The sequence below is a fragment of the Polaromonas sp. P1_F1 genome (assembly GCF_056405795.1).
This window is the reverse complement of record NZ_JBFUBJ010000002.1, coordinates 149,702-168,117: the sequence shown is the minus strand read 5'-3', so window position 1 is coordinate 168,117 and position 18,416 is coordinate 149,702. Positions and strand designations below refer to the sequence as shown.

The following is an 18,416-nucleotide window of genomic DNA, read 5'->3' as shown; positions in this document are numbered from 1 at the left end:
TAGTAATAAAACTCAACTTGCAGGTTTTTTCGCCTTCCAGTATTTAGCCATACGCGGAAGCACCAGCACCGCAACCACAATCACGACCAGCGTGATCGACATGGGGCGCTGGAAAAACACGGCGGGGCTGCCTTCGCCGATTGACATGGCATTGCGCAATTGAGCCTCAGCCAGCGGGCCAAGGATCATGCCCACCACCACAGGGGCAGTCGGAAAGTCAAAGCGGCGCATCAGGACACCGAGCAAGCCGATGGCGTACAGCAAAAAGAGGTCGAACGCACTTTGCCGCATGCCGTATGCGCCCACCGTCGCAAAAATCAGGATGCCCGCGTACAGCTGCGGTTTGGGAATTTTCAGCAGTTTGACCCACAGGCCCACCATGGGCAGGTTCAGCACCAGCAGCATCACGTTGCCAATGTAAAGCGAAGCAATCAGTGCCCACACCAGAGCCGCTGACGTGGTGAACAGTTGCGGACCGGGCTGGATGCCGTAGTTCTGGAACGCGCCCAGCAAGATCGCCGTGGTGTTGGAGGTCGGGATGCCCAATGTGAGCAGCGGGATCAGCGCAGCCGTCACCGTCGCATTGTTGGCAGCCTCGGGACCGGCAACACCCTCGATAGCGCCTTTGGTGCCGAACTCCGCACTGTGGGGCTGGTTTTGCGCCAGCTTCTTTTCCATTGCATAGCTCAGGAAAGTCGGGATCTCGGTGCCGCCCGCCGGGATGCACCCGAAGGGCGTGCCGATGGCCGTGCCACGCAACCAGGCGGGGATCGACCGCTTCCAGTCCGCCTTGGTCATATGCACACGGCTGAGCTTGTTCTGCTCTTCCACCATGCGGCCTTCATACAGCACCGCATAAAGCACTTCGGCAACCGCAAAGAGGCCCACTGCCACCAGCACGATTTCAATGCCGTCCAGCAGTTCCGGGATGCCGCCGGTATAGCGGCCCTGGCCGGAGATCTGGTCGAGTCCCACGCAGCCGGCGGCCAGGCCGACCAGCAGCGCCGCCATGCCGCGCAAGGTGCTTTTGCCCAACACCGCACTCACCGTGGTGAAGGCCAGCAGCATCAAGAGGAAGTATTCCGGCGGACCCAGCTTGACTGCGAACTCGGCCACAAAAGGCGCAAACAGCGTGACGATGACGGTGGCAATCGTGCCTGCCACAAACGAGCCGATAGCAGCCGTGGCCAGTGCCGCGCCCGCGCGCCCGCTCTTGGCCATCTTGTTGCCCTCCATGGCCGTGACCATGCTGGCGGTTTCGCCCGGTGTGTTCAGCAGGATGGACGTGGTTGAGCCGCCGTACATCGCGCCGTAGTAAATGCCTGAGAAAAAAATCATCGAAGCGGTGATGTCGACCTTGGCTGTGATGGGCAGCAGCATGGCCACTGCGACCGCAGGGCCGATGCCGGGGAGCACACCCACCGCTGTACCGAGCGCGCAACCCACCAGGCACCAGAGCAGATTCACCGGCGTGATCGCTGTCGCGAAACCCGCCATCAGGGCATTGAAGATATCCATCAGATCCACCCCGTGCTGGTCAGGCCTGGCAAATTAATCGCCAGGAATTTCGTGAACATCCAGAACACCGGCGCGGAAATCGCGAAGCCCACCGCGAAGTCGGCAAGCCAGGTGCGCGGCGCATTGACCGCGGTCTGGCCGCCCGCACGGCGCAGGCCTTGCACAGCCAGCAGATAGCATAGCGTGCAGCTCAGGATAAAACCAATGGCGGTGATGAGCGCTGCATTGAGCAGCAAGCCTGCCGAGACCCACACGAAACCCGGCCAGTAGGCCTGCACCGAGCCCGAAGGCGGTTCGAGCTCCCGGAAGCCGCCGCTGCGTGCCTCCCAGATGATGAAGGCGCCACAAATGGCGAGGCCCACCGACACCACCCAGGGCAGGAAATTGGGGCCTACACCGCCATAACCTGCCTCGGACGAAATGCTGATCGCACCAAAGGCCAGCGCCAGGCCGGTCAGCAGCACACCGGCCCCGACCAGAGTTTGCGGCCAGACGGCCGAGGGATCTGAAGTTGTCATCGTTATAGTTCCCGAAAGGCGGGGAAGGTTGGGCCAGACATAAGCAGTCTGGGGGCACGCGGGCCTTTCGTCAAATTTTCATCAAATTTGACGGAACCGCGTGCAGCTGATACGCGAAAGCGCGGGTGGCGTAAAAACGCGGAAGATCAGACCATGCCGGACTTGACCATCGTGGCGCGCAGCGCCGCAAAGTCGTCGTCCACAAACTTGGCAAATGCCTCACCCGTCAGGACTGCGGGAGTCCAGTCGTTCTTCTTGACAGCCTCGGCCCAGGCCGGCGCCTTGAGCGCGGCCAGCACCATGTCGGTCAGGGCTTTGCGCTGTGCGTCCGTGATGCCGGGGGCACCGTAGACCCCGCGCCAGTTGCCGATTTCGACGTCAATGCCCTGCTCCTTGAGTGTCGGCACATCCACACCAGGCAGACGCTTGCCCGAGGTCACCGCAATGGCCTTCATCTTGCCGGCCTTGATGTACTCGGCAAATTCGCTGTAGCCGCTGCCGCCCACCGTGACGTTGCCGCCCAGGATGGCTGCCGTGGCTTCACCGCCGCCGCGGAAAGCCACATAGTTGATCTTGGAGGGATCGGCGCCGACCTTCTGCGCGATCATGGCCGCTGCGATGTGCTCGGTGGAGCCGCGCGAACCGCCGCCCCATTTCACACTGCCGGGGTCTTTCTTGAGTTGCTCGACCACGTCTTTCATGGATTTGAATGGCGAGTTGGCGGGCAGCACAAACACGTTGTATTCGCTGGACAGGCGTGCAATCGGGGTAGCTTGCGACAGGCTGACCGGCGGCTTGCCGGTGATCAATCCGCCCAGCATGACGGCACCCATCACCATCAGTGCGTTGGGGTCGCCCTTGGAGCCGTTGACGAACTGGGCCAGGCCCAATGCGCCGGCGGCGCCGCCCTTGTTGTCGTAGGTCACGGTATCGGCGGCCTTGGAGTCCGTCAGGGCTTTGCCCAGGGCACGGCCCGTGGTGTCCCATCCGCCGCCGGGATTGGCGGGAATCATCATCTTGACGTTGGCGGCGGCAAAAGCCGGCAGGGGCAAGGCGCCCGCAGCCGCCATGGCTGCCAGGGATTTAAGAAAGGTATCGCGACGCATGAGTGTCTCCTTGAAAATAGGATTGTGAAATTGTTGAGCTTGCCGGGCTGGCGAAGGCATCCAGCCGATCACGGGCTTATCATGCGCTTCGTTTCTGTCAAACGGCTGTCCGGAAGCATTGGGGAAAGTGCTAATGTCTAGGGCCTGCTAACACCCTGTTTTCAGGTCCTAGCCCATTCTGCCCCCATGAAATTGTTACTGATCGAAGATGATGCGTCGATGCAGGCTGCGCTGCAGCGGACACTGGGCCGCCGCGGCATGGAGGTTTTCAGCTGCACCGACGGGCGCCTGGCGCTGGCGCAATGGACGGACACCCAGCCCGATGTGGTGGTGCTGGACCTCAGCCTTCCCGGGATGGACGGCTTGCAGGTGCTGGAGCAGGCGCGCCTCAAGGGGCTGGCCACACCGGTGCTAATTTTGACCGCACGCGGCACGGTAGGTGACCGCATCATGGGCCTGAACACCGGGGCCGACGACTACCTGCCCAAACCCTTCGACCTGGACGAACTGGAAGCACGTCTGCGCGCCCTGAGCCGCCGGCGCGCGGCAACCGCGCTTCCCGCGGAAAACGATGCCGGCGCACAGATCGTGGGCGAGCTGCGCTATGAAAAAGACAGCGGGGCCATCTACCACCGCGACCAGGTGCTGGAGCTGACCCCCCGTGAACTGGCGCTGTTGCAGGCCCTGATCGCCAAACCCGGCCATGCAGTGTCCAAAGAGCGTTTGTTCGAGCTGGTGTTTCCCGGCGAGGCGGACGTGCAATACGAGGCGGTGGAAGTGGTGGTGTACCGCCTGCGCAAGAAACTGGCGCAAACCGGCGTCACGCTGGTCACGCTGCGCGGCCTGGGCTACTTGTTGAAAGTGGATGCATGAGCTCCCCGCAGCCGCGACAGGACATTCAGGCAGTTCCCCCCGCAGCACCCGAAACCAAACCCGGCGCAGGCGCCATCTCCCTGCGCAGATACCTGCTCATCGGCATCCTTTTGCCGGTGGGCCTGCTGGTAGTGGCCAACACCTTCAGCCTGTACCAGCAGGCATTGGGCGCGGTGAACACGGCTTATGACCGTACGCTGCTGGCTTCTGCCAAATCCATCGGCGAGCAGCTCGATGTAACGGGCTACGACGAGCAATCCGAGCTGCGCGTCACGGTGCCCTATGCGGCGCTGGAAGCTTTTGAGGCTGACAACCAGAGCCGGCTTTTTTACCGGGTGTCCAGCCTCGGCGGCAGCATGGTGTCCGGTTTTTCGGAGTTGCCGTTCTGGCACGGGCGCATTCCGGCACGGCCGCCCTATTCGGCGCTGGTGGATTTTTATGATGACGTCTTCATGGGCGACGATGTGCGGGTCGCGGTTCTGCTGCAGCCCRTGGCCAGTGCAAAAGGCCGCGCCATGGCGGTGATTCAGGTAGCCGAAACCCTGGAACTGCGCAAAACACTGGCCCGCAAAATCCTGTTCGACACACTGTGGCGCCAGGCCCTGCTGCTGGCGGTGATCGCCCTGGTGGCGATCGTCGTGGTGCAGCGCGCCACCCGGCCCGTACGGCGCCTCAGCGCCGAGCTGCAGGCCCGTCCCGAAGGCGACCTGACGGCGATTACCGCGCCCGATGCACCCCGCGAACTTCTGCCGCTGGTGGATGCCACCAACGAGGTCATGGGCCGGCTGCAGCACCTGCTGGACAACCAGAAGCGCTTTGTGCGCGATGCGGCCCACCAGCTGCGCACGCCGCTGGCCGTGCTCAAGGTACAGGTGCAGTCCGCGCTGCGCGGCGACATGGACGCCCGTGAGGCGTTGGCGGAAATCAACCAGACGGTGGACCGCGCCACCGTCCTGGCCAACCAGATGCTGGCGCTGGCCAAGGTGGAGCAATTGCGCCAGCAGGCTGACCTGCAGGCCATCGACCTGGCGCAGGTGGTGCGCTCTGTGGCGCTGGACCTCTCGCCCCTGATTGCCGAGAAAGACATCGATTTCGAGATAGAAACCGTGCCGGCGCGCGTCACATCGCATGAATGGATGCTGGGCGAACTCACGCGCAACCTGCTGCACAACGCCATCAAGCACACGCCGGCCGGCGGCACGCTGGCGGTGCGCATCGTGTGCGACGCCCGCGTTGTCGCCATGACCATCAGCGACAGCGGGCCGGGGGTGTCGGCGGAGTTGTCGGCGCGGCTCTATCAGCCCTTTTCCGCAGGCAACGTGCGCCACGGCTCCGGCCTGGGCCTGGCCATTTGCCGCGAGATCACCGAAACCATGCATGGCAGCATTTCGCTGGAAAACCGCGTCGTGCACGGCCGCGTGACGGGCCTGGACGCCACGGTACGCCTGCCCACGACGTGAGAACCTGTTCACGATCCAAAAGCGGCGCCATCCTACACAGCGCCCCATGCCTTGGTACAGAATAGGCCCCAATGGACAAATTGCGAATCGACAAGTGGCTGTGGGCCGCCCGCTTCTACAAGACCCGCGCCCTGGCCGTGGAAGAAATTGACAAGGGCCGCGTGCGCATCAACGGCATCGAAGCCAAGCCCGCGCGTGAAGTCAAATCCGGCGACACCGTGACACTGCGACAGGGCCCCTACACCCGTACCCTGATGGTGCGCGGCATCAGCAAGCTGCGAGGCGCAGCCCCGGTAGCCCAGCAGCTCTACGAAGAAACCGAAGAAAGCCTGCGCCTCAAAGCCGAGGCCGCCGAGCAGCGCCGGGTGGCAGCCGATCCGGCCGGCAGCCTGGAGCATGGGCGCCCCACCAAACGCGACCGCCGCACGCTCGACAAGGCCTGGGACAACCGCTGGAGCGCGTCAGCCGATTGAGAGACTGGGAAGCCGCCCCGTTTTCGCTATCATTTTTGTAGCTACTCGCGCCCATTCCCATTGGGTCAGAGGCCTATTTTATTCAAGAATTGGCTGTTTTGAGCCATGCAGGATGGTGATGAACGCTCAGGCATACGCTCGCTGCGCCAGCGCCCGCGCCAGCAGGGCCGCCGGGTCCACCAGCTCAAGTGAATCCATGCCAGGCACCGCGCTGAGTGCCAGCGGAATCTCGGTGCAACCCAGAACCAGCACTGAAAGGCCGTGCCGCCCGGCAAGCGCGCTGGCCACGCCCGCAAAACACTCACGCGCCAAAGCCATGTTGCCGGCTTTCACGCCCTCATAGATGCCGCGCATCAGGCGCTCACGCTCTTCAACGGAAGGAATGTGGCATTGCAAACCCGCCTGCCGCAGGGCCTGGTCGTAGAGCCCTGCCCGGTAGGTGCCCTCGGTCGCCAGCAAACCTACTTGCCCTACCCCGCGGCCAGCCAGGTTTTGCGCGACCTCACGCGCCACGTGCAGCACTTCAAGCTGGGGAAAGCGCTCCTGCAGTTCGGCGTGCCACGCATGGGCCGTGTTGCACGCCACCGCGACGGTGGTGGCACCTAACGCGGCGAGTTTCCCCATTGCTTGCAACATGGGATCCAGGGGCTGATGGCCGCCCGGCCCCGGTGAACCCAGCGCGTTGCTGCGGTCCGGCACCGGCACCTGCGCCAGCCAGTGCTCGGGAAAGGCCTGGTCAGACACCTGAATGTTCAGCGAGCGCATATGGTCCGCGCAGGCCTGGACAAACAATCGGGCAAAGTCTGCACCTGCAGCCGGACCCATGCCGCCCAGAATGCCGACCACGCGGGTTCTGCTCATATCTTGCCTTTCAATGCTGTTCAAGTTGCAAATCCTGTCCGGCAGGCGCACACCGGCCACCTGAGCCCACGAGGCTCCGGGATCATTTTTCTTTAGGGGGAAAACTGCCGGCCCGAACGGGCACGGCAGTAGAACGGGAACGGCGCGACGGCGCTCCCGTCAGCCTTACATGGCCGGCTTGTCGCTCAGCGCCTTGAGGTTGGCCTTCAGCTCTTCGCTCATTGGCAGGTTCAGGTTCACGCCCTTTGGCGGGATGGGTGAGGTGAACCACTTGGCGTACATCTTGGCAAAGTCGCCGGACTTGATCAGGCGGATGATCGTGCCGTCCACCAGCTTCTTGAACTCAGGGTCGTCCTTGCGCAACATGCAGGCATAGGGCTCCACCTGCAGCGAATCACCCACGACTTCCAGCGACGCCGGATTCTTGGAGTTGGCCATCAGGCCGAACAGCAGGATGTCGTCCATGGCAAAAGCCAGGGCACGGTCATTCTCAACCAGCAGCAACGAATCATCGTGGTCTTTGCCCAGGATGAGCTGCATGTCGAGCTTTTTATCGGCGCTGTACTTGCGGATCACCTGCGCGTTGGTGGTGCCTGTCGTGCTGGCCACCGTCTTTTTGGCCAGGTCGGCGTAGTTCTTGATGCCGGATGATTTTTTGACCAGCAGGCGGGTGCCGGTGTAGAAGTGGTTGATGGCAAATGCCACATCCTTGCCGCGCGCGGTGTTGTTGGTGGTCGAGCCGCACTCGAGGTCGTAGGTGCCGTTGACCAGCAAGGGGATGCGATTTTGCGAAGTCACGGGCATGTAGGCGACTTCGAGATTCGGCTTTTTCACCTTCTTGCGAATGTCGTCAATGATGGCTTCTGTCAGTTCTGCCGAAAAACCCACCGAGGTTTTGGACCCGATCAGGTAGCTGAAAGGCACCGAAGCTTCGCGATACGACACGGTGATCTTGTTGCTGTCGGCGATCTTTTTCAGCGTCGGTACCGTTTGCGCGCCGGCGGTGGTGGCCAGGCCGGCTGTCAGCAGCACGGCGGTCATGAGGATGGTGAATTTCATGCTTGTCCTTTCGGGGGGCGGTGGGTTGGTAGTTTCGGGAAACTGGCATCGGTAGTGTAGGAACAGCCGTGCGATATGTGTCATTCATTTTCGCGGCAAACCCATGACCAAAACTCATGGTTTACCCAGAATCTCTTCTGCCACCTTCGCAGAAGGGCATAACCACACGTCATAACCCTCGCGCATTCAGCATTGTTCAAACTTGTACCCACTGCGTAAAGTGGCGCTCTTTCAGGGAACAAAGAGGCTTCTATGCATGTGTGTGTGCTCGGTGCAGGAATCGTGGGACTCGCAACCGCCTACAGCTTGCGGCGGGCCGGCCATGAGGTGACAGTGGTGGACCGCGCCAGCCCCGGCAGCGGCGCCAGCGGCGGCAACGGCGCACAACTGAGCTACTCCTACGTGCAGCCGCTGGCAGATCCCGCCATCTGGCGGCAGCTTCCCAAGCTGCTGCTGTCGCCCTCCTCCCCGTTGAAGCTGCGGCCTCGCCTGGATGTGCGCCAGTGGTTGTGGGGTGCGCAGTTTCTGGCGGCCTGCAACAGCAAGACCTCACGCAACACCACCAGCCATTTACTGTCGCTGGCGGCGCTCAGCCGCCAGTCCTTTGACGCGATGATGGCCGAAGAAAAACTGGATTGCGATTTCTCGGCCACGGGCAAGCTGGTGCTGTACGCCAGCGATGCAGCGTTCGCTGCAGCGCGCCGGCAGATGTTGCTGCAACGTGAACTGGGCAGTACCCAGGAGGCCGTCAGCGCCGACCGCTGCGTGGAGATCGAGCCCGCGCTGAAAAACCGACACGGGCACATCGCCGGCGCCATCTACACACCGGGCGAGTGTGCTGCCGACTGCCAGAAAACCTGCGACGGCCTGTTCAACGTGCTGCGCCGCGAGGGTGGTGTGCGCTTCCTGCTGGACACACCCGTGGAGCAGCTCGTGGTGCGCGGCGGCCTGGTTGCAGCTGTCGCGACGCCGCAAGGCCATCTCGAAGCCGACCGCTATGTGATGGCGATGGGTGCCGGGTCTGCGCGCATGGCGCGCACCCTGGGTGTGCACCTTCCGGTCTACCCGTTGAAGGGTTACAGCGTTACGGTGGACGTCGCACCTGGCGATGGCGCAGCACCGCAGGTGAGCGTGACCGACAGCGCTCGCAAGGTGGTGTTCGCCCGCATCGGTTCGCGCCTGCGCGTGGCAGGCATGGCCGAGCTTTCGGGTTACGACATCGCCGTCGACCCGGCACAGATTGCTTCGCTGAAAGCGTCGACCCAAACGGTTTTTCCAGGTTGCAGCAACTTCGAAACCCTGAGCCCCTGGGCCGGCATGCGCCCCGCCACGCCCACCGGCCTGCCGGTCATTGGCACACACGCGAAAGGCCCGGCCAACCTGTTGTTCAACACCGGCCATGGTGCGCTGGGCTTCACCCTGGCGTTCGGCTCTGCGCAACGCATCAGCCGCATGCTGGAGCACTGACCTTCAGGCTTTGCGCAGCGCGGGCGCTGAAGCGCGCTGCGTCAGGGCTTGCTGGAAGCATTTCACAAAAGACCGCACGATGACCGAGCCAGGTTTGCCTGCAGGCAACAGCGCATTGATGGGCACCGGGATCAAGGGTTCCAGTTCCAGCAGGTCCACACGCGTCAGGTCGGCGGACGCCGCTGTGCACGTGTCAATCACCGCAATGCCCAGCCCGTGGTGGGCCAGCGCCAGCGCCGAATGGTAGGTCTGCACGGTGATATGGAATTCGAGACCCACCCCTGCCTCGCGGCAGGCCTGGTTGAGGCTGCGGCCCACCGGGTCCATCACATCAAGCCCGACGACCGGTACTTTGGTGAGGTCCTCAAGCGTGACACTGCCACGCTTGACGAGGCGCGCAGGCAGCATGCCCTTGGGTGCAACGCACACCATGCGGCCGTCGGCCAGGTGTTCCTGTGCCAGCGCCGAATGCGCTGCCGGGCTGAAAAGAAAACCGACATCCCCCTCCTGCAGCGCCAGTGCCGAGATAATTTGCGGCGAATGTAACGCCCGCACGGTAATCGCCACATCGGCATGCTTGACCCGAAAGAGCTTGATCGCGTGGGGCAGGATTTCGTAGCTGAGTGCCAGCACCGTCAGGATGCGGAGTTCCCTGGCGCTTTCGCCGGTTTTCAAGTTGGCCGCCAGGCGCTGCACTTCATCGAGCTGGGCAAACAGCCGCTCGATGTGCGGGTACAGCGTCAACGCTTCAGAGGTCGGCGTCAGCCGGCCCTTGCTGCGCTGGAAGAGGGCAAAACCCAGCTGCAACTCGGCATGCTGCAGGATGCGGCTGACGGCGGGCTGGGTGACATTGATCAGGCGGGCCGCCCCGCTGACACTGCCGGTGAGCATGACCGCGTTGAAGACTTCGATGTGGCGCAGGCGCATGGGGGGTTCCGTGGTGCGTGTTCAGGCGGGATGGTGCAGGCTCAGCACAGCAATTATCGTGCGCAGCATGTGCGGGTGATCCAGTCACGGAAAACGCCCATGGCCCCCGTCACGCGCCGGGATTTGAGCCGGGTCAGCCAGTAACTGCCGTTTTCAATTTCCAGTGGAAACGGCCTTGCCAGTCGCCCTTCGCGCAGCTCTCGCGCAAACAGGTTCACCGGAAGCAAGGCAACGCCAGCGCCCTGCACGGCAGCTTCCGCCATGGTCAGGGACGAATCAAACACAGCCCCCCTGACCACAGGGCAGTCCACACCGGCCAGGGCAAACCAGCTCACCCATTCATCGGACCGGTAGGAGCGCAACAGTACCTCACCGGCCAGGTCAGCAGGTTCTCGCAGACGGGAAGCCGTTACAGGAGAGCAGACGGGTGACAGCGGCGAGGGAAAAAGCAGGTCAGCTTCGGTGCCGTGCCATGCGCCGTCGCCAAAGCGTATGGCGTAGTCCAGGCCCTCACCGGCCAGGTCCACGCGGTTGTTGTTGGTAAACAACCTGAAATCAACAAAAGGGTGGGCCTGCTGGAACGCCTCTAGACGGGGAATCAACCAGCCCACCGCAAAAGTGCCGACAGCCCCAACGCTCAGTACCTCCCTAAAGCGGCCATCGCGGAATTGCTCCAGCAACGCGCCGATGCGGCCGAACGATTCCGCCAGCGCGGGCAACAGCGCCTGGCCTTCATCGGTCAGGGCAAGGCCGCGTGGAAGCCGCCGGAACAGCGGAACACCCATGCGCTCTTCCAGATTTTTGACGTGCTGGCTGATCGCGGTTTGGGTGACGTTCAACTCGTCGGCGGCCCGCGTGAAGCTCAGGTGACGCGCGGACACCTCAAAGGCACGCAAGGCATTCAGGGGAAGGTGCATGGTTCAAGCCCAAGTTTTACTTATGAGTTACCTCGATTATTGCCGTTTGCCGGAATTGCAGCCCTTCAATATCGTTACCGTTTTCATACCAACCCGAGAGTAAAAATGATGCAGAGACGACAATTTACCGGCGCACTGGGAAGCTTCATGGCGGCGGGCATGGGTTCAGCTCATGCCCAGAATTTATGGGGTATGAGCGGCGCACCGCAAGCCGCAGATTCAAGTTCGGTCATCGGGCGGCTCAAAGCCCTTGAACGGGAAAGCGGCGGCCGGCTCGGTGTTGCCATCCTCAACGCCGGTACCGGCGTGCAACATGGACACCGCGCGGCGGAACGCTTCCCCATGTGCAGCACCTTCAAGCTGCTGGCCGCTGCGCTGGTGCTGCACCGGGTAGACACCGGAAAGGAACGGCTGGACCGCCTGCTGCCTGTTGACGGCGCGGCACTGGTTTCCCATTCACCGGTCACCGGGCCAAGAGCCGGTGGCAGCATGTCGCTCGCGGAGTTGTGCGAAGCCACTATCACCGTCAGCGACAACACGGCCGCCAACCTGATGCTGGCCAGCTTCGGCGGGCCCAAGGGCCTGACGGACTACGCGCGCTCGCTCGGTGACCGCATGACACGACTGGATCGCATTGAAACCGCGCTGAATGAAGCCACGCCCGGTGATCCACGCGACACCACTACGCCTGCCGCCATGCTGGGCACCGTGCAAAAAATCGTGCTGGGCAATGCGCTGTCAGACACCTCGCGCCAGCAGATGCGCCAGTGGCTGATCGCCAGCAAGACATCCGACCGGCGATTGCGCGCCCTGCTGCCGCGGGACTGCCTGGTTGGCGACAAGACGGGTACAGGCGCCCATGGCACCACCAACGACATCGGCGTTTTGTGGCCTGCGGGATGCGCGCCTGTGGTGATCACGGTGTATTTGACCAAGAGCCCAAAGCCCCTGGAGGAACGCGAGGCCATCGTGGCAAAGGCCGGTCAATTGGCGGCTTCTTTGGCCACGCCGGCTTGATAACACGAGACAACAAAGTTGGCCGCCTCCGGGCGGCTTTTTGCGTTGCGGGGAAACACATTCTCAAACGGCAAAGCTGTCACCAAGGTAAAGAGGTCGGGCACGAGAGCCTGCAATCTATTGCCGGGATTTGGCGCTTAACGAAAACGTTGATTTCCAACGAATTTTCTATTGGAATTGATGAAATTATTGAAAACAAAATACCGTACCAACTAGAGACTGGTTACAACAATAGCAGCTCAATGTAATACTAAAGATCGATAATCAGGGAGATTCCTAGAAGAGTTCACATACAACATGAAAATAAACCCGCAGGTGGTGGTCGATGGGCTCATCGACCACATCACCGCCGCAGTTCTCATTGCCCCTGAAGTTGAAAAATTACTTCAGCGAGAGAACAAGGACCGGTTCAACCGGGCTGGCTATCAACTTCTTGGAGCACTTCCCGATGGCCCCACGAAGCTCGACTTCTTCTGCGAAATAACACTTCAGGCAGAGAAGCAACGCAGCTCCTTCCTTGTGAAGATCCTCGGCCAGGCGGGTTATGAAGACTCGCGCTGGAGAATCACCCAGATCTATGACGTTGAGGTGGATCCACTGGACCGCGGGGATACAGGATTTTCGAGCGTGATCTGAAACGGGCTGCGTGGACACCATTCGCCACAGGAGCGGCAATGGAGATCGCAGGCCGCAAGAGCGCAAGTAGATGATCAACCAGCTCTCCGCGTATCGTCCATCCATTTTTCGGGAAAGAAAAATGGCACCCCGACAATTATTAAATCAGGCGCTTTTTAATACGAAAACAGAAACGTCACCGTTGTCGTTGAGCAAAAGGTTTTTCTCAAACAAACGGGCATCCAGATGCTTGTATCTAATGCCTTCACTGTCTACCGCCTCTAGCGCCATCGTCAAGACCGAGCCTTCAACAGAATAATTGAAAGGCCACTCGCCCATGTCAGCCCGCCTTGAATGGAAATAAGTGCCAGTTCCATCCGCATTGAGTTTGATCACGACCTCCATGAATCCTTTGACACTTTTCCGATCAATCCACTCGCCATAAATTTCAGCTGCTGAATTAACTTCGCTGGTGCTTGGCCAAAGCTCTCTCAATTCCTCCTGGCTCGGCGCTTTAACTAACTTGTTTGCGGCGTCTACGGTTTTTGACAAGATCGATGACATGGTTTTCTCCTAAGGTAATAAACGGGTACGGACCCAAAAACGATTCCAGATATACAGCCAGCAAAGAGCTTCTCGGGCCAGGAGCTGCCGCCCAGACTCCTAGGCATGACGTATCACGCGCAGTTCGAACATCCAGTCATGAAGTCGTGCGTTCACCTTGATGCCGCTGGACTCCCAGTCGAACCAGCCAATGTCGCTCAAGTCCTTGTTGTATCCAACCTCGCGCAGCAAGTCCGTGAAGTGCTTGTGCATGCCCGTTTCCGAGAGTTCAGCGCGCAGCTCCAACTCAATGCTCTGTTTGTTGCCTGGCGCGTTCCATATATTGATGCGCAACTGGTCGCCCAGGTCGCGTGCCGTCAATGCTTGTCCATGTACGCCAACCCGAAAGTCATGGCCAGTCCAATCGGGCAGGGCCGCAATCTGGCCTATCAATTCCGCATACGTGTGCCCCAGTATCTGGTCCAAACCAACGGCATCGATCAGCCCCATGGGAAGATCGGCAGGCAAGGCATCCACGAGCCCGCGCAAAGGTGTGTTGAGGAATGCCTTGTTCTCCTTTTGAACCTTGCGGCGCAGCTTTTCGTCCGCCTTGGGATCAATTCTCTGACCCTCATCCAGAGGCTCATACGATGCGGTTTGCAAAATCCCCTGCGCGTCGCAAGCCCACTTGGCCATCCACGTGAAGCCCTTGCCCGTCGCCTCCAGGCCATCAACGGGCAGGCTGTGCAGCAGTGCCAGCAGGTAGGCCACCGCATCGGCCGTGCCGTTGTCTGCGCCACCCAGTTCGATGCTGAGCTTCTTGCTGCCGCTAACCTGCAGGTACGCGCTCGCATCTTCCAGCGCGCCGCACAGCGCATCCAGAAACGGAACTTCAGCAGGGCCGTATTCCGAGCACGGCAGCAGCAGCGCGGCAACCAGCGCTCTTGCGTCTTTGCCGCTCGGTGCGCCCTTGAGCACCTCGGTGACTATCTGCCGCATGGCGGCATAGTCATCTTCACCCAGGGCTGAGGCCAACTGGGTGAGCAACTCGCGCGAGGACTTCTCGGCGCTGGCGATTTTGATTTTGACGGAGAACTGTTCGGACATGTAAAAACCTATTCCTGTGTGGATGGCTGGTGGCGCCGCTCAGGCCCCATCACTTCGAGTGAATAGCTATTGACGCTTATAACAAGCCGTATTGCTTGAAAAGAGCTTCCCAGGCCGCCGGATCAACGTCATCGCGATAGCCCATGGCCTGCTCAGCGAATGTCTCCGCCAAGGGCTCGCCGCCTACCTCGTCCGGAATCGGCGCACCCAGTTCCAGCAGCGTCCTGGCATTGTCAATGCGACCCTCCTCCATCGCCCGCCACAACGGGAAAGCCGAATCACCGTTGCAGAGCGTCACTTGCCCCAAGGTGGCACCCAATTGACGAAGTTTTCTCAGCAGCGGGGCTGTTTCGCTGCGGCCCGAAATATAGACTGCGACCCGGTCCAGTGCTTCCACGCTGGACGCAATCCCGCTGATGAGGTGGTCAAGGAACACAAGATCGGTGTTCCCCGAGGGCCAATTAAACGGCTGCTCGTACAGCTGAGGGAAGGGCGAGTCATTGCTACGCCCACTGACGCTTTTGACCTCGGAAAACCAGTCTATCGGTTGCTGGTCGTTCATCCACAAAATCACATCCAGTGCCGCGTGCTCCACGGCGGTGCAGAGAACAGCCTCCCTATCCTGATCTTGGTACTGTGTCTTCAGGGTATCGACATCGTTGTGCTTCGCGGACTCGACAACGACTTCATCACGCGACAGGTTTTCATAGAACCCTTCAGGCGCGATCAAAAGCGCACCCTGCTCCCTGAAGATCCGTGCGCCTAAGGAATTTTCACCACTGTCGAACGAGTGCCAAATCGGGCTGCCACACTGGGTGACGGGATTCAGGTTGTCTTTGCATCTCTCAACGACCCACCGGCAGGTTTCGATGGCTTCGAATTCTGCTGACGACAAAACAATATGCAATACAGTTTCGCCGTCGGTGTTGGTTTCGTAAGGGTCGAATCCCAGAGCACAAAGCGCCTTCAACACTGGCAGGTTGCACCAATATGCCGCAACGGTCGTTAGCGGCGCGGGATACTGACTAATACGGCGATTTTCACGAATGACGCCTTGTTCGATTAAATGCAGTGCAATAGGAGATGCCTCCCGGAGCATCAAGGCTTCGAGAATCTCGTCGTCAAGCGTTATTCTGGTCACGTCAATCTGGGGGACCAGGACTTCGGCACGGTTGAAATTCCTGTTGGCGAGCGCCCGCTGAAAGTCCGAAGTCGGGTCAGGTAGCGCAATGGACTGAAACTCTTTGAGAAAGGCTGCTTTCTTCTTGGTCTGTTTGCCATCCGCATAGAGTTCGACCTCGTTGTAGTCGTCGGCTCCGACATGCAGTTTGACCATGTGCGCGCCGAGTTGGAAAAGGGCCGAAAGAATGGGCCTGTATTCCGAGCGATCCCCGGCATAAAACTGCACGCTCACTACATTCCGATAGCGCCGAAAGCGCTCCACGGAGAACTCATTGCACGCACCGGGCAGCGACGCGCCCAGGCTTTGAAGTGCCTTGTCGAAATACGACTCTGTCGCACCGAGTTGCGCACCGACTCTCTGCCCAAAGGATTCCGCATCCGTTTCTGCTTTGAACAGGATTTCTGCGCTGAAGTCTTGCATCTATTAGTCTTTCATGAGGGAGATAAAACGCAGGCTTGCCGAGAATCTGATGCTCTCGGATGGACCCAGATATGCGTGAATCCTTGTAGGCTTCACCACTTGCGAGCGCGCCGCCAGATCGACAGTTCCTGGGTGTCAGGCCGGTTCTCGATGGTGGCCATGACGTCCAGCAGCCGCTTCGCATAAGGTGGCGCTTCGTCGGCAAACGAGTTGACCTGGGACTTGCTCAGCGTCCTCTCTCCGGTCAGGAAGTCGTGCGCGTTGCCGCACAGGCCGTGCACATCGCCCACGACCTTTTTGTTGAGGCTCTTGAGGTGCCCAAGGCTCTCGCCGAGATAGGCCACCTTCAGGGCCAACATCAACACGCCGTGGCGCCAGTACCAGAAGTCCTTCAGCTTCTCTTCGGTGGCGGTGGCATCGTGCACCAGGGTGTTGCCGTCATGGCCACTGTCGCCCCACTCGCTCGAAACCGCCACTTCCTGGGGCTTGTTCTTGAACGACAGCAACTCACCCAGGGGCAGCAGCGCCTGCTGCTCGTACACCGCCATGGCCCAGGTGCGGCCCTCGCAGCTGAATTTGACGAAACCGCCGCTGCTCACGTAGGGCGCGAGCCGGTCCAGCAGCGCATACAGGTCTTCGTCGATTTGGTCCCAGCTGATGTTGGTGATGCACAGCCCCGAGCGGCTGCTGGTGACTTCGCAGAACTGTTGGGTGAGGTAATCGGCCGCCGAGGTGGTCGCCGCATCCAGCAGGCCCTGCGCCCCCAGATCCTGGCGCATCTGCTTGGCTGCGGCGGGGCGGATGGTCAGGTCGATGTGTTTGACTTCTGCATGTAGGCCCATGGTGGTTCCTTTCAATTTCTATCAGGCCGTTGACTGATGGAGCAGCACAGGCCCCATCACTTCGAGTGAATCACTGCAGACTCTTGAGCACCCATTGCAGACTGTCCTTGCAGCGCGAAGACCCGAGATCAACCCCCATTTGCAAATAGTGCCGGGCCTTCTCCAGATCTTTGGGCCATTCGTCTTTGAATCTATCAAAGTGCGTGTAGGTGGTGCCCAGCAGCCACATGGCCTCCGTGCTGCCGCGCTCCGCGGCCTGAATGAACAATTCTTCAGCCTTGTTCGTGTCGCGCTCCAACCCGTACCTGTTATACAAATACAGCAAAGCCAGGATATGCAAATCATCCGCGTCACCCTGGGCGGCCCGCTCTTGCGCCAGAGTTTTCAACTGCATCCAGTGGAACGCACTGGGTTCTATCCCGTCCTGATACAAGGCATAAATCCGTGCGAGAGGGAATTTGGTCAGATCGGGGAAGCGCTGTAAGCGAAATGAAAACCGGTTCGGATGCAGCGTCAGCACGGCAGAAATATCTCCCGCCGCCCAATGCAGACAAGCATATTGCTCATCGGTACCTGCCTCGCCCAAAACTTCACGATGCAAAGGCCGCGTGATGACTTTCTCGACATGGGCCAGTGCTGCGTCGTAATCAAAATTCCAAGGGCCCAGTTGCCCGTTGATGGAGATGATCTCGAACCCGTTGACTCGCCCCAGATGCGGGCTCTCCACCTGGTCCGGCGACAACACGGTCTTGCTCAGCACCTCCAGATCAAAGCGATGATCCGAGTACTGGCTATCGGTCTTCACGCGCTTTAACGCGGCCAGCTTGTCGATGATGTGCGAAAACGAAACCATCATCACGCTGTCTTCTTGCAGCGATGACACCAGGCGATTGAAGTCGCCTCCCACCGTGTACTTGAACTGCTTGATGAGAAACCCGCAAGACGATTTCTCGGCAGCGGCATTGCGCTTTGCATAGGTCTCTGCGGAGTCGCCGTCGCCCGGTAGTTTGTGTTTCACCAACGTCAGCTTAGCAGCATCCTGCGTCCACTTCGCCGACCACCCGTGAGACGACTTCGCCGTCGCATCAAACGCAGTCAGGCCGACCGAAGCCAGCCACACAAAAAAGAACACGCAAAATCCATCGGCGTCACGGTCTGTTCCGTCCAGCTCCATGCGCAGTTTTTCGGCGCCATCGAGCATGACCTCCAACTCCGTGGCTTGGGTTGCTTCATGCAAGGCATCCACCACGTTGAACTGATAACTGGTGTATGGCGCATGCGGCAGGAAAATATCGGGCGACAACTTGTTGGTCGTCAGCGCCGACTTGGCGAGCGCAGAATCCGACAACAATGCCCGCAAGGCACTGCCGTCCTTGCTGTTCACTGCCGCAGCAAAGCGCGAAAGTGCCTGCAGGGCTTCAGGGCTTACTTTTTTGGCCGTGATTTTTAAAGAAAAAGGTTCTGACATTGTTAGTCTTACGCCAAAATTAGTGCCTGGCTATCGGCCGGC

18 protein-coding genes are annotated in these 18,416 nt (G+C 60.3%); 6 read left to right on the top strand and 12 right to left on the bottom strand.

Annotated features, from left to right (window positions below; all coding sequences use genetic code 11):
* Positions 1-12: 12 nt before the first annotated feature.
* The 3 genes from AC1DZE_RS06960 to AC1DZE_RS06950 all read right to left on the bottom strand — a co-directional run bounded on the left by AC1DZE_RS06960 (position 13) and on the right by AC1DZE_RS06950 (position 3,142).
* Positions 13-1,518 (bottom strand): tripartite tricarboxylate transporter permease, encoded by a 1,506-nt coding sequence (locus tag AC1DZE_RS06960; protein WP_477673077.1) that lies wholly within the window; start codon positions 1,516-1,518, stop codon positions 13-15.
* Positions 1,518-2,036, bottom strand: coding sequence for a tripartite tricarboxylate transporter TctB family protein (locus AC1DZE_RS06955; RefSeq protein ID WP_477669015.1), 519 nt, complete (start codon positions 2,034-2,036; stop codon positions 1,518-1,520). The genes AC1DZE_RS06960 and AC1DZE_RS06955 overlap by 1 nt, the downstream gene beginning before the upstream one ends.
* A 146-nt stretch (positions 2,037-2,182) precedes the next feature.
* Positions 2,183-3,142, bottom strand: coding sequence for a Bug family tripartite tricarboxylate transporter substrate binding protein (locus AC1DZE_RS06950; RefSeq protein ID WP_477669014.1), 960 nt, complete (start codon positions 3,140-3,142; stop codon positions 2,183-2,185).
* Between the two features lie 186 nt (positions 3,143-3,328).
* On the opposite strand from AC1DZE_RS06950, the gene AC1DZE_RS06945 reads away from it, so the two are divergent.
* The 3 genes from AC1DZE_RS06945 to AC1DZE_RS06935 all read left to right on the top strand — a co-directional run bounded on the left by AC1DZE_RS06945 (position 3,329) and on the right by AC1DZE_RS06935 (position 5,948).
* Positions 3,329-4,015 carry a response regulator gene (locus AC1DZE_RS06945; protein ID WP_477669013.1) on the top strand — a complete coding sequence of 229 codons (687 nt, stop codon included), beginning with the start codon at positions 3,329-3,331 and terminating at the stop codon, positions 4,013-4,015.
* Positions 4,012-5,475 carry a sensor histidine kinase gene (locus AC1DZE_RS06940; RefSeq protein WP_477699909.1) on the top strand — a complete coding sequence of 488 codons (1,464 nt, stop codon included), beginning with the start codon at positions 4,012-4,014 and terminating at the stop codon, positions 5,473-5,475. The genes AC1DZE_RS06945 and AC1DZE_RS06940 overlap by 4 nt, the downstream gene beginning before the upstream one ends.
* A 71-nt stretch (positions 5,476-5,546) precedes the next feature.
* On the top strand, positions 5,547-5,948 hold the full coding sequence (locus AC1DZE_RS06935; protein ID WP_477669011.1) for an RNA-binding S4 domain-containing protein: 402 nt from the start codon (positions 5,547-5,549) through the stop codon (positions 5,946-5,948).
* 126 nt (positions 5,949-6,074) lie between these two features.
* Here AC1DZE_RS06935 and AC1DZE_RS06930 read toward each other — a convergent pair whose 3' ends face one another.
* Both AC1DZE_RS06930 and AC1DZE_RS06925 read right to left on the bottom strand, forming a co-directional pair.
* A complete protein-coding gene (locus AC1DZE_RS06930; RefSeq protein ID WP_477673595.1) occupies positions 6,075-6,809 on the bottom strand; it encodes an aspartate/glutamate racemase family protein in 735 nt (244 codons plus the stop codon).
* A gap of 165 nt (positions 6,810-6,974) precedes the next feature.
* Positions 6,975-7,868, bottom strand: a complete 894-nt coding sequence (locus AC1DZE_RS06925; RefSeq protein WP_477685363.1) for a transporter substrate-binding domain-containing protein — start codon at positions 7,866-7,868, stop codon at positions 6,975-6,977.
* A 252-nt stretch (positions 7,869-8,120) separates the two neighbouring features.
* On the opposite strand from AC1DZE_RS06925, the gene AC1DZE_RS06920 reads away from it, so the two are divergent.
* Positions 8,121-9,335 carry a D-amino acid dehydrogenase gene (locus AC1DZE_RS06920; protein WP_477699908.1) on the top strand — a complete coding sequence of 405 codons (1,215 nt, stop codon included), beginning with the start codon at positions 8,121-8,123 and terminating at the stop codon, positions 9,333-9,335.
* A 3-nt stretch (positions 9,336-9,338) separates the two neighbouring features.
* Here AC1DZE_RS06920 and AC1DZE_RS06915 read toward each other — a convergent pair whose 3' ends face one another.
* Together AC1DZE_RS06915 and AC1DZE_RS06910 are read right to left on the bottom strand one after the other, a co-directional pair.
* Positions 9,339-10,262 carry a LysR family transcriptional regulator gene (locus tag AC1DZE_RS06915; RefSeq protein WP_477669007.1) on the bottom strand — a complete coding sequence of 308 codons (924 nt, stop codon included), beginning with the start codon at positions 10,260-10,262 and terminating at the stop codon, positions 9,339-9,341.
* Positions 10,263-10,315: 53 nt separating this feature from the next.
* Complete coding sequence (locus AC1DZE_RS06910; protein WP_477673288.1) at positions 10,316-11,179, bottom strand: LysR substrate-binding domain-containing protein; 864 nt, start codon at positions 11,177-11,179, stop codon at positions 10,316-10,318.
* A gap of 108 nt (positions 11,180-11,287) precedes the next feature.
* Here AC1DZE_RS06910 and bla point away from each other — a divergent pair, with 108 nt between their 5' ends.
* Complete coding sequence (gene bla / locus AC1DZE_RS06905; RefSeq protein WP_477673290.1) at positions 11,288-12,196, top strand: class A beta-lactamase; 909 nt, start codon at positions 11,288-11,290, stop codon at positions 12,194-12,196.
* 297 nt (positions 12,197-12,493) lie between these two features.
* Positions 12,494-12,832 (top strand): hypothetical protein, encoded by a 339-nt coding sequence (locus AC1DZE_RS06900; RefSeq protein WP_477669004.1) that lies wholly within the window; start codon positions 12,494-12,496, stop codon positions 12,830-12,832.
* A gap of 144 nt (positions 12,833-12,976) precedes the next feature.
* On the opposite strand, the gene AC1DZE_RS06895 is transcribed toward AC1DZE_RS06900, so the two are convergent.
* The 5 genes from AC1DZE_RS06895 to AC1DZE_RS06875 all read right to left on the bottom strand — a co-directional run bounded on the left by AC1DZE_RS06895 (position 12,977) and on the right by AC1DZE_RS06875 (position 18,374).
* The gene (locus AC1DZE_RS06895; protein WP_477669003.1) at positions 12,977-13,375 is read right to left on the bottom strand and encodes a hypothetical protein; all 399 of its coding nucleotides are present in this window, start codon (positions 13,373-13,375) and stop codon (positions 12,977-12,979) included.
* Between the two features lie 99 nt (positions 13,376-13,474).
* Positions 13,475-14,461, bottom strand: a complete 987-nt coding sequence (locus AC1DZE_RS06890; RefSeq protein WP_477669002.1) for a hypothetical protein — start codon at positions 14,459-14,461, stop codon at positions 13,475-13,477.
* A gap of 76 nt (positions 14,462-14,537) precedes the next feature.
* Positions 14,538-16,064, bottom strand: a complete 1,527-nt coding sequence (locus AC1DZE_RS06885; protein ID WP_477669001.1) for an ankyrin repeat domain-containing protein — start codon at positions 16,062-16,064, stop codon at positions 14,538-14,540.
* A 92-nt stretch (positions 16,065-16,156) separates the two neighbouring features.
* Positions 16,157-16,906, bottom strand: a complete 750-nt coding sequence (locus AC1DZE_RS06880; RefSeq protein WP_477669000.1) for a hypothetical protein — start codon at positions 16,904-16,906, stop codon at positions 16,157-16,159.
* A 70-nt stretch (positions 16,907-16,976) separates the two neighbouring features.
* A complete protein-coding gene (locus AC1DZE_RS06875) occupies positions 16,977-18,374 on the bottom strand; it encodes a tetratricopeptide repeat protein (protein ID WP_477668999.1) in 1,398 nt (465 codons plus the stop codon).
* Positions 18,375-18,416 lie beyond the last annotated feature (42 nt).

Coding starts and splice junctions, on each gene's coding strand:
- AC1DZE_RS06950 (WP_477669014.1), bottom strand. CDS start 3,142: ATGCGTCGCGATACCTTTCTTAAATCCCTGGCAGCCATGGCGGCTGCG.
- AC1DZE_RS06880 (WP_477669000.1), bottom strand. CDS start 16,906: ATGGGCCTACATGCAGAAGTCAAACACATCGACCTGACCATCCGCCCC.
- AC1DZE_RS06915 (WP_477669007.1), bottom strand. CDS start 10,262: ATGCGCCTGCGCCACATCGAAGTCTTCAACGCGGTCATGCTCACCGGC.
- AC1DZE_RS06955 (WP_477669015.1), bottom strand. CDS start 2,036: ATGACAACTTCAGATCCCTCGGCCGTCTGGCCGCAAACTCTGGTCGGG.
- AC1DZE_RS06935 (WP_477669011.1), top strand. CDS start 5,547: ATGGACAAATTGCGAATCGACAAGTGGCTGTGGGCCGCCCGCTTCTAC.
- AC1DZE_RS06910 (WP_477673288.1), bottom strand. CDS start 11,179: ATGCACCTTCCCCTGAATGCCTTGCGTGCCTTTGAGGTGTCCGCGCGT.
- AC1DZE_RS06875 (WP_477668999.1), bottom strand. CDS start 18,374: ATGTCAGAACCTTTTTCTTTAAAAATCACGGCCAAAAAAGTAAGCCCT.
- bla (WP_477673290.1), top strand. CDS start 11,288: ATGCAGAGACGACAATTTACCGGCGCACTGGGAAGCTTCATGGCGGCG.
- AC1DZE_RS06895 (WP_477669003.1), bottom strand. CDS start 13,375: ATGTCATCGATCTTGTCAAAAACCGTAGACGCCGCAAACAAGTTAGTT.
- AC1DZE_RS06925 (WP_477685363.1), bottom strand. CDS start 7,868: ATGAAATTCACCATCCTCATGACCGCCGTGCTGCTGACAGCCGGCCTG.
- AC1DZE_RS06945 (WP_477669013.1), top strand. CDS start 3,329: ATGAAATTGTTACTGATCGAAGATGATGCGTCGATGCAGGCTGCGCTG.
- AC1DZE_RS06930 (WP_477673595.1), bottom strand. CDS start 6,809: ATGAGCAGAACCCGCGTGGTCGGCATTCTGGGCGGCATGGGTCCGGCT.
- AC1DZE_RS06900 (WP_477669004.1), top strand. CDS start 12,494: ATGAAAATAAACCCGCAGGTGGTGGTCGATGGGCTCATCGACCACATC.
- AC1DZE_RS06960 (WP_477673077.1), bottom strand. CDS start 1,518: ATGGATATCTTCAATGCCCTGATGGCGGGTTTCGCGACAGCGATCACG.
- AC1DZE_RS06920 (WP_477699908.1), top strand. CDS start 8,121: ATGCATGTGTGTGTGCTCGGTGCAGGAATCGTGGGACTCGCAACCGCC.
- AC1DZE_RS06885 (WP_477669001.1), bottom strand. CDS start 16,064: ATGCAAGACTTCAGCGCAGAAATCCTGTTCAAAGCAGAAACGGATGCG.
- AC1DZE_RS06890 (WP_477669002.1), bottom strand. CDS start 14,461: ATGTCCGAACAGTTCTCCGTCAAAATCAAAATCGCCAGCGCCGAGAAG.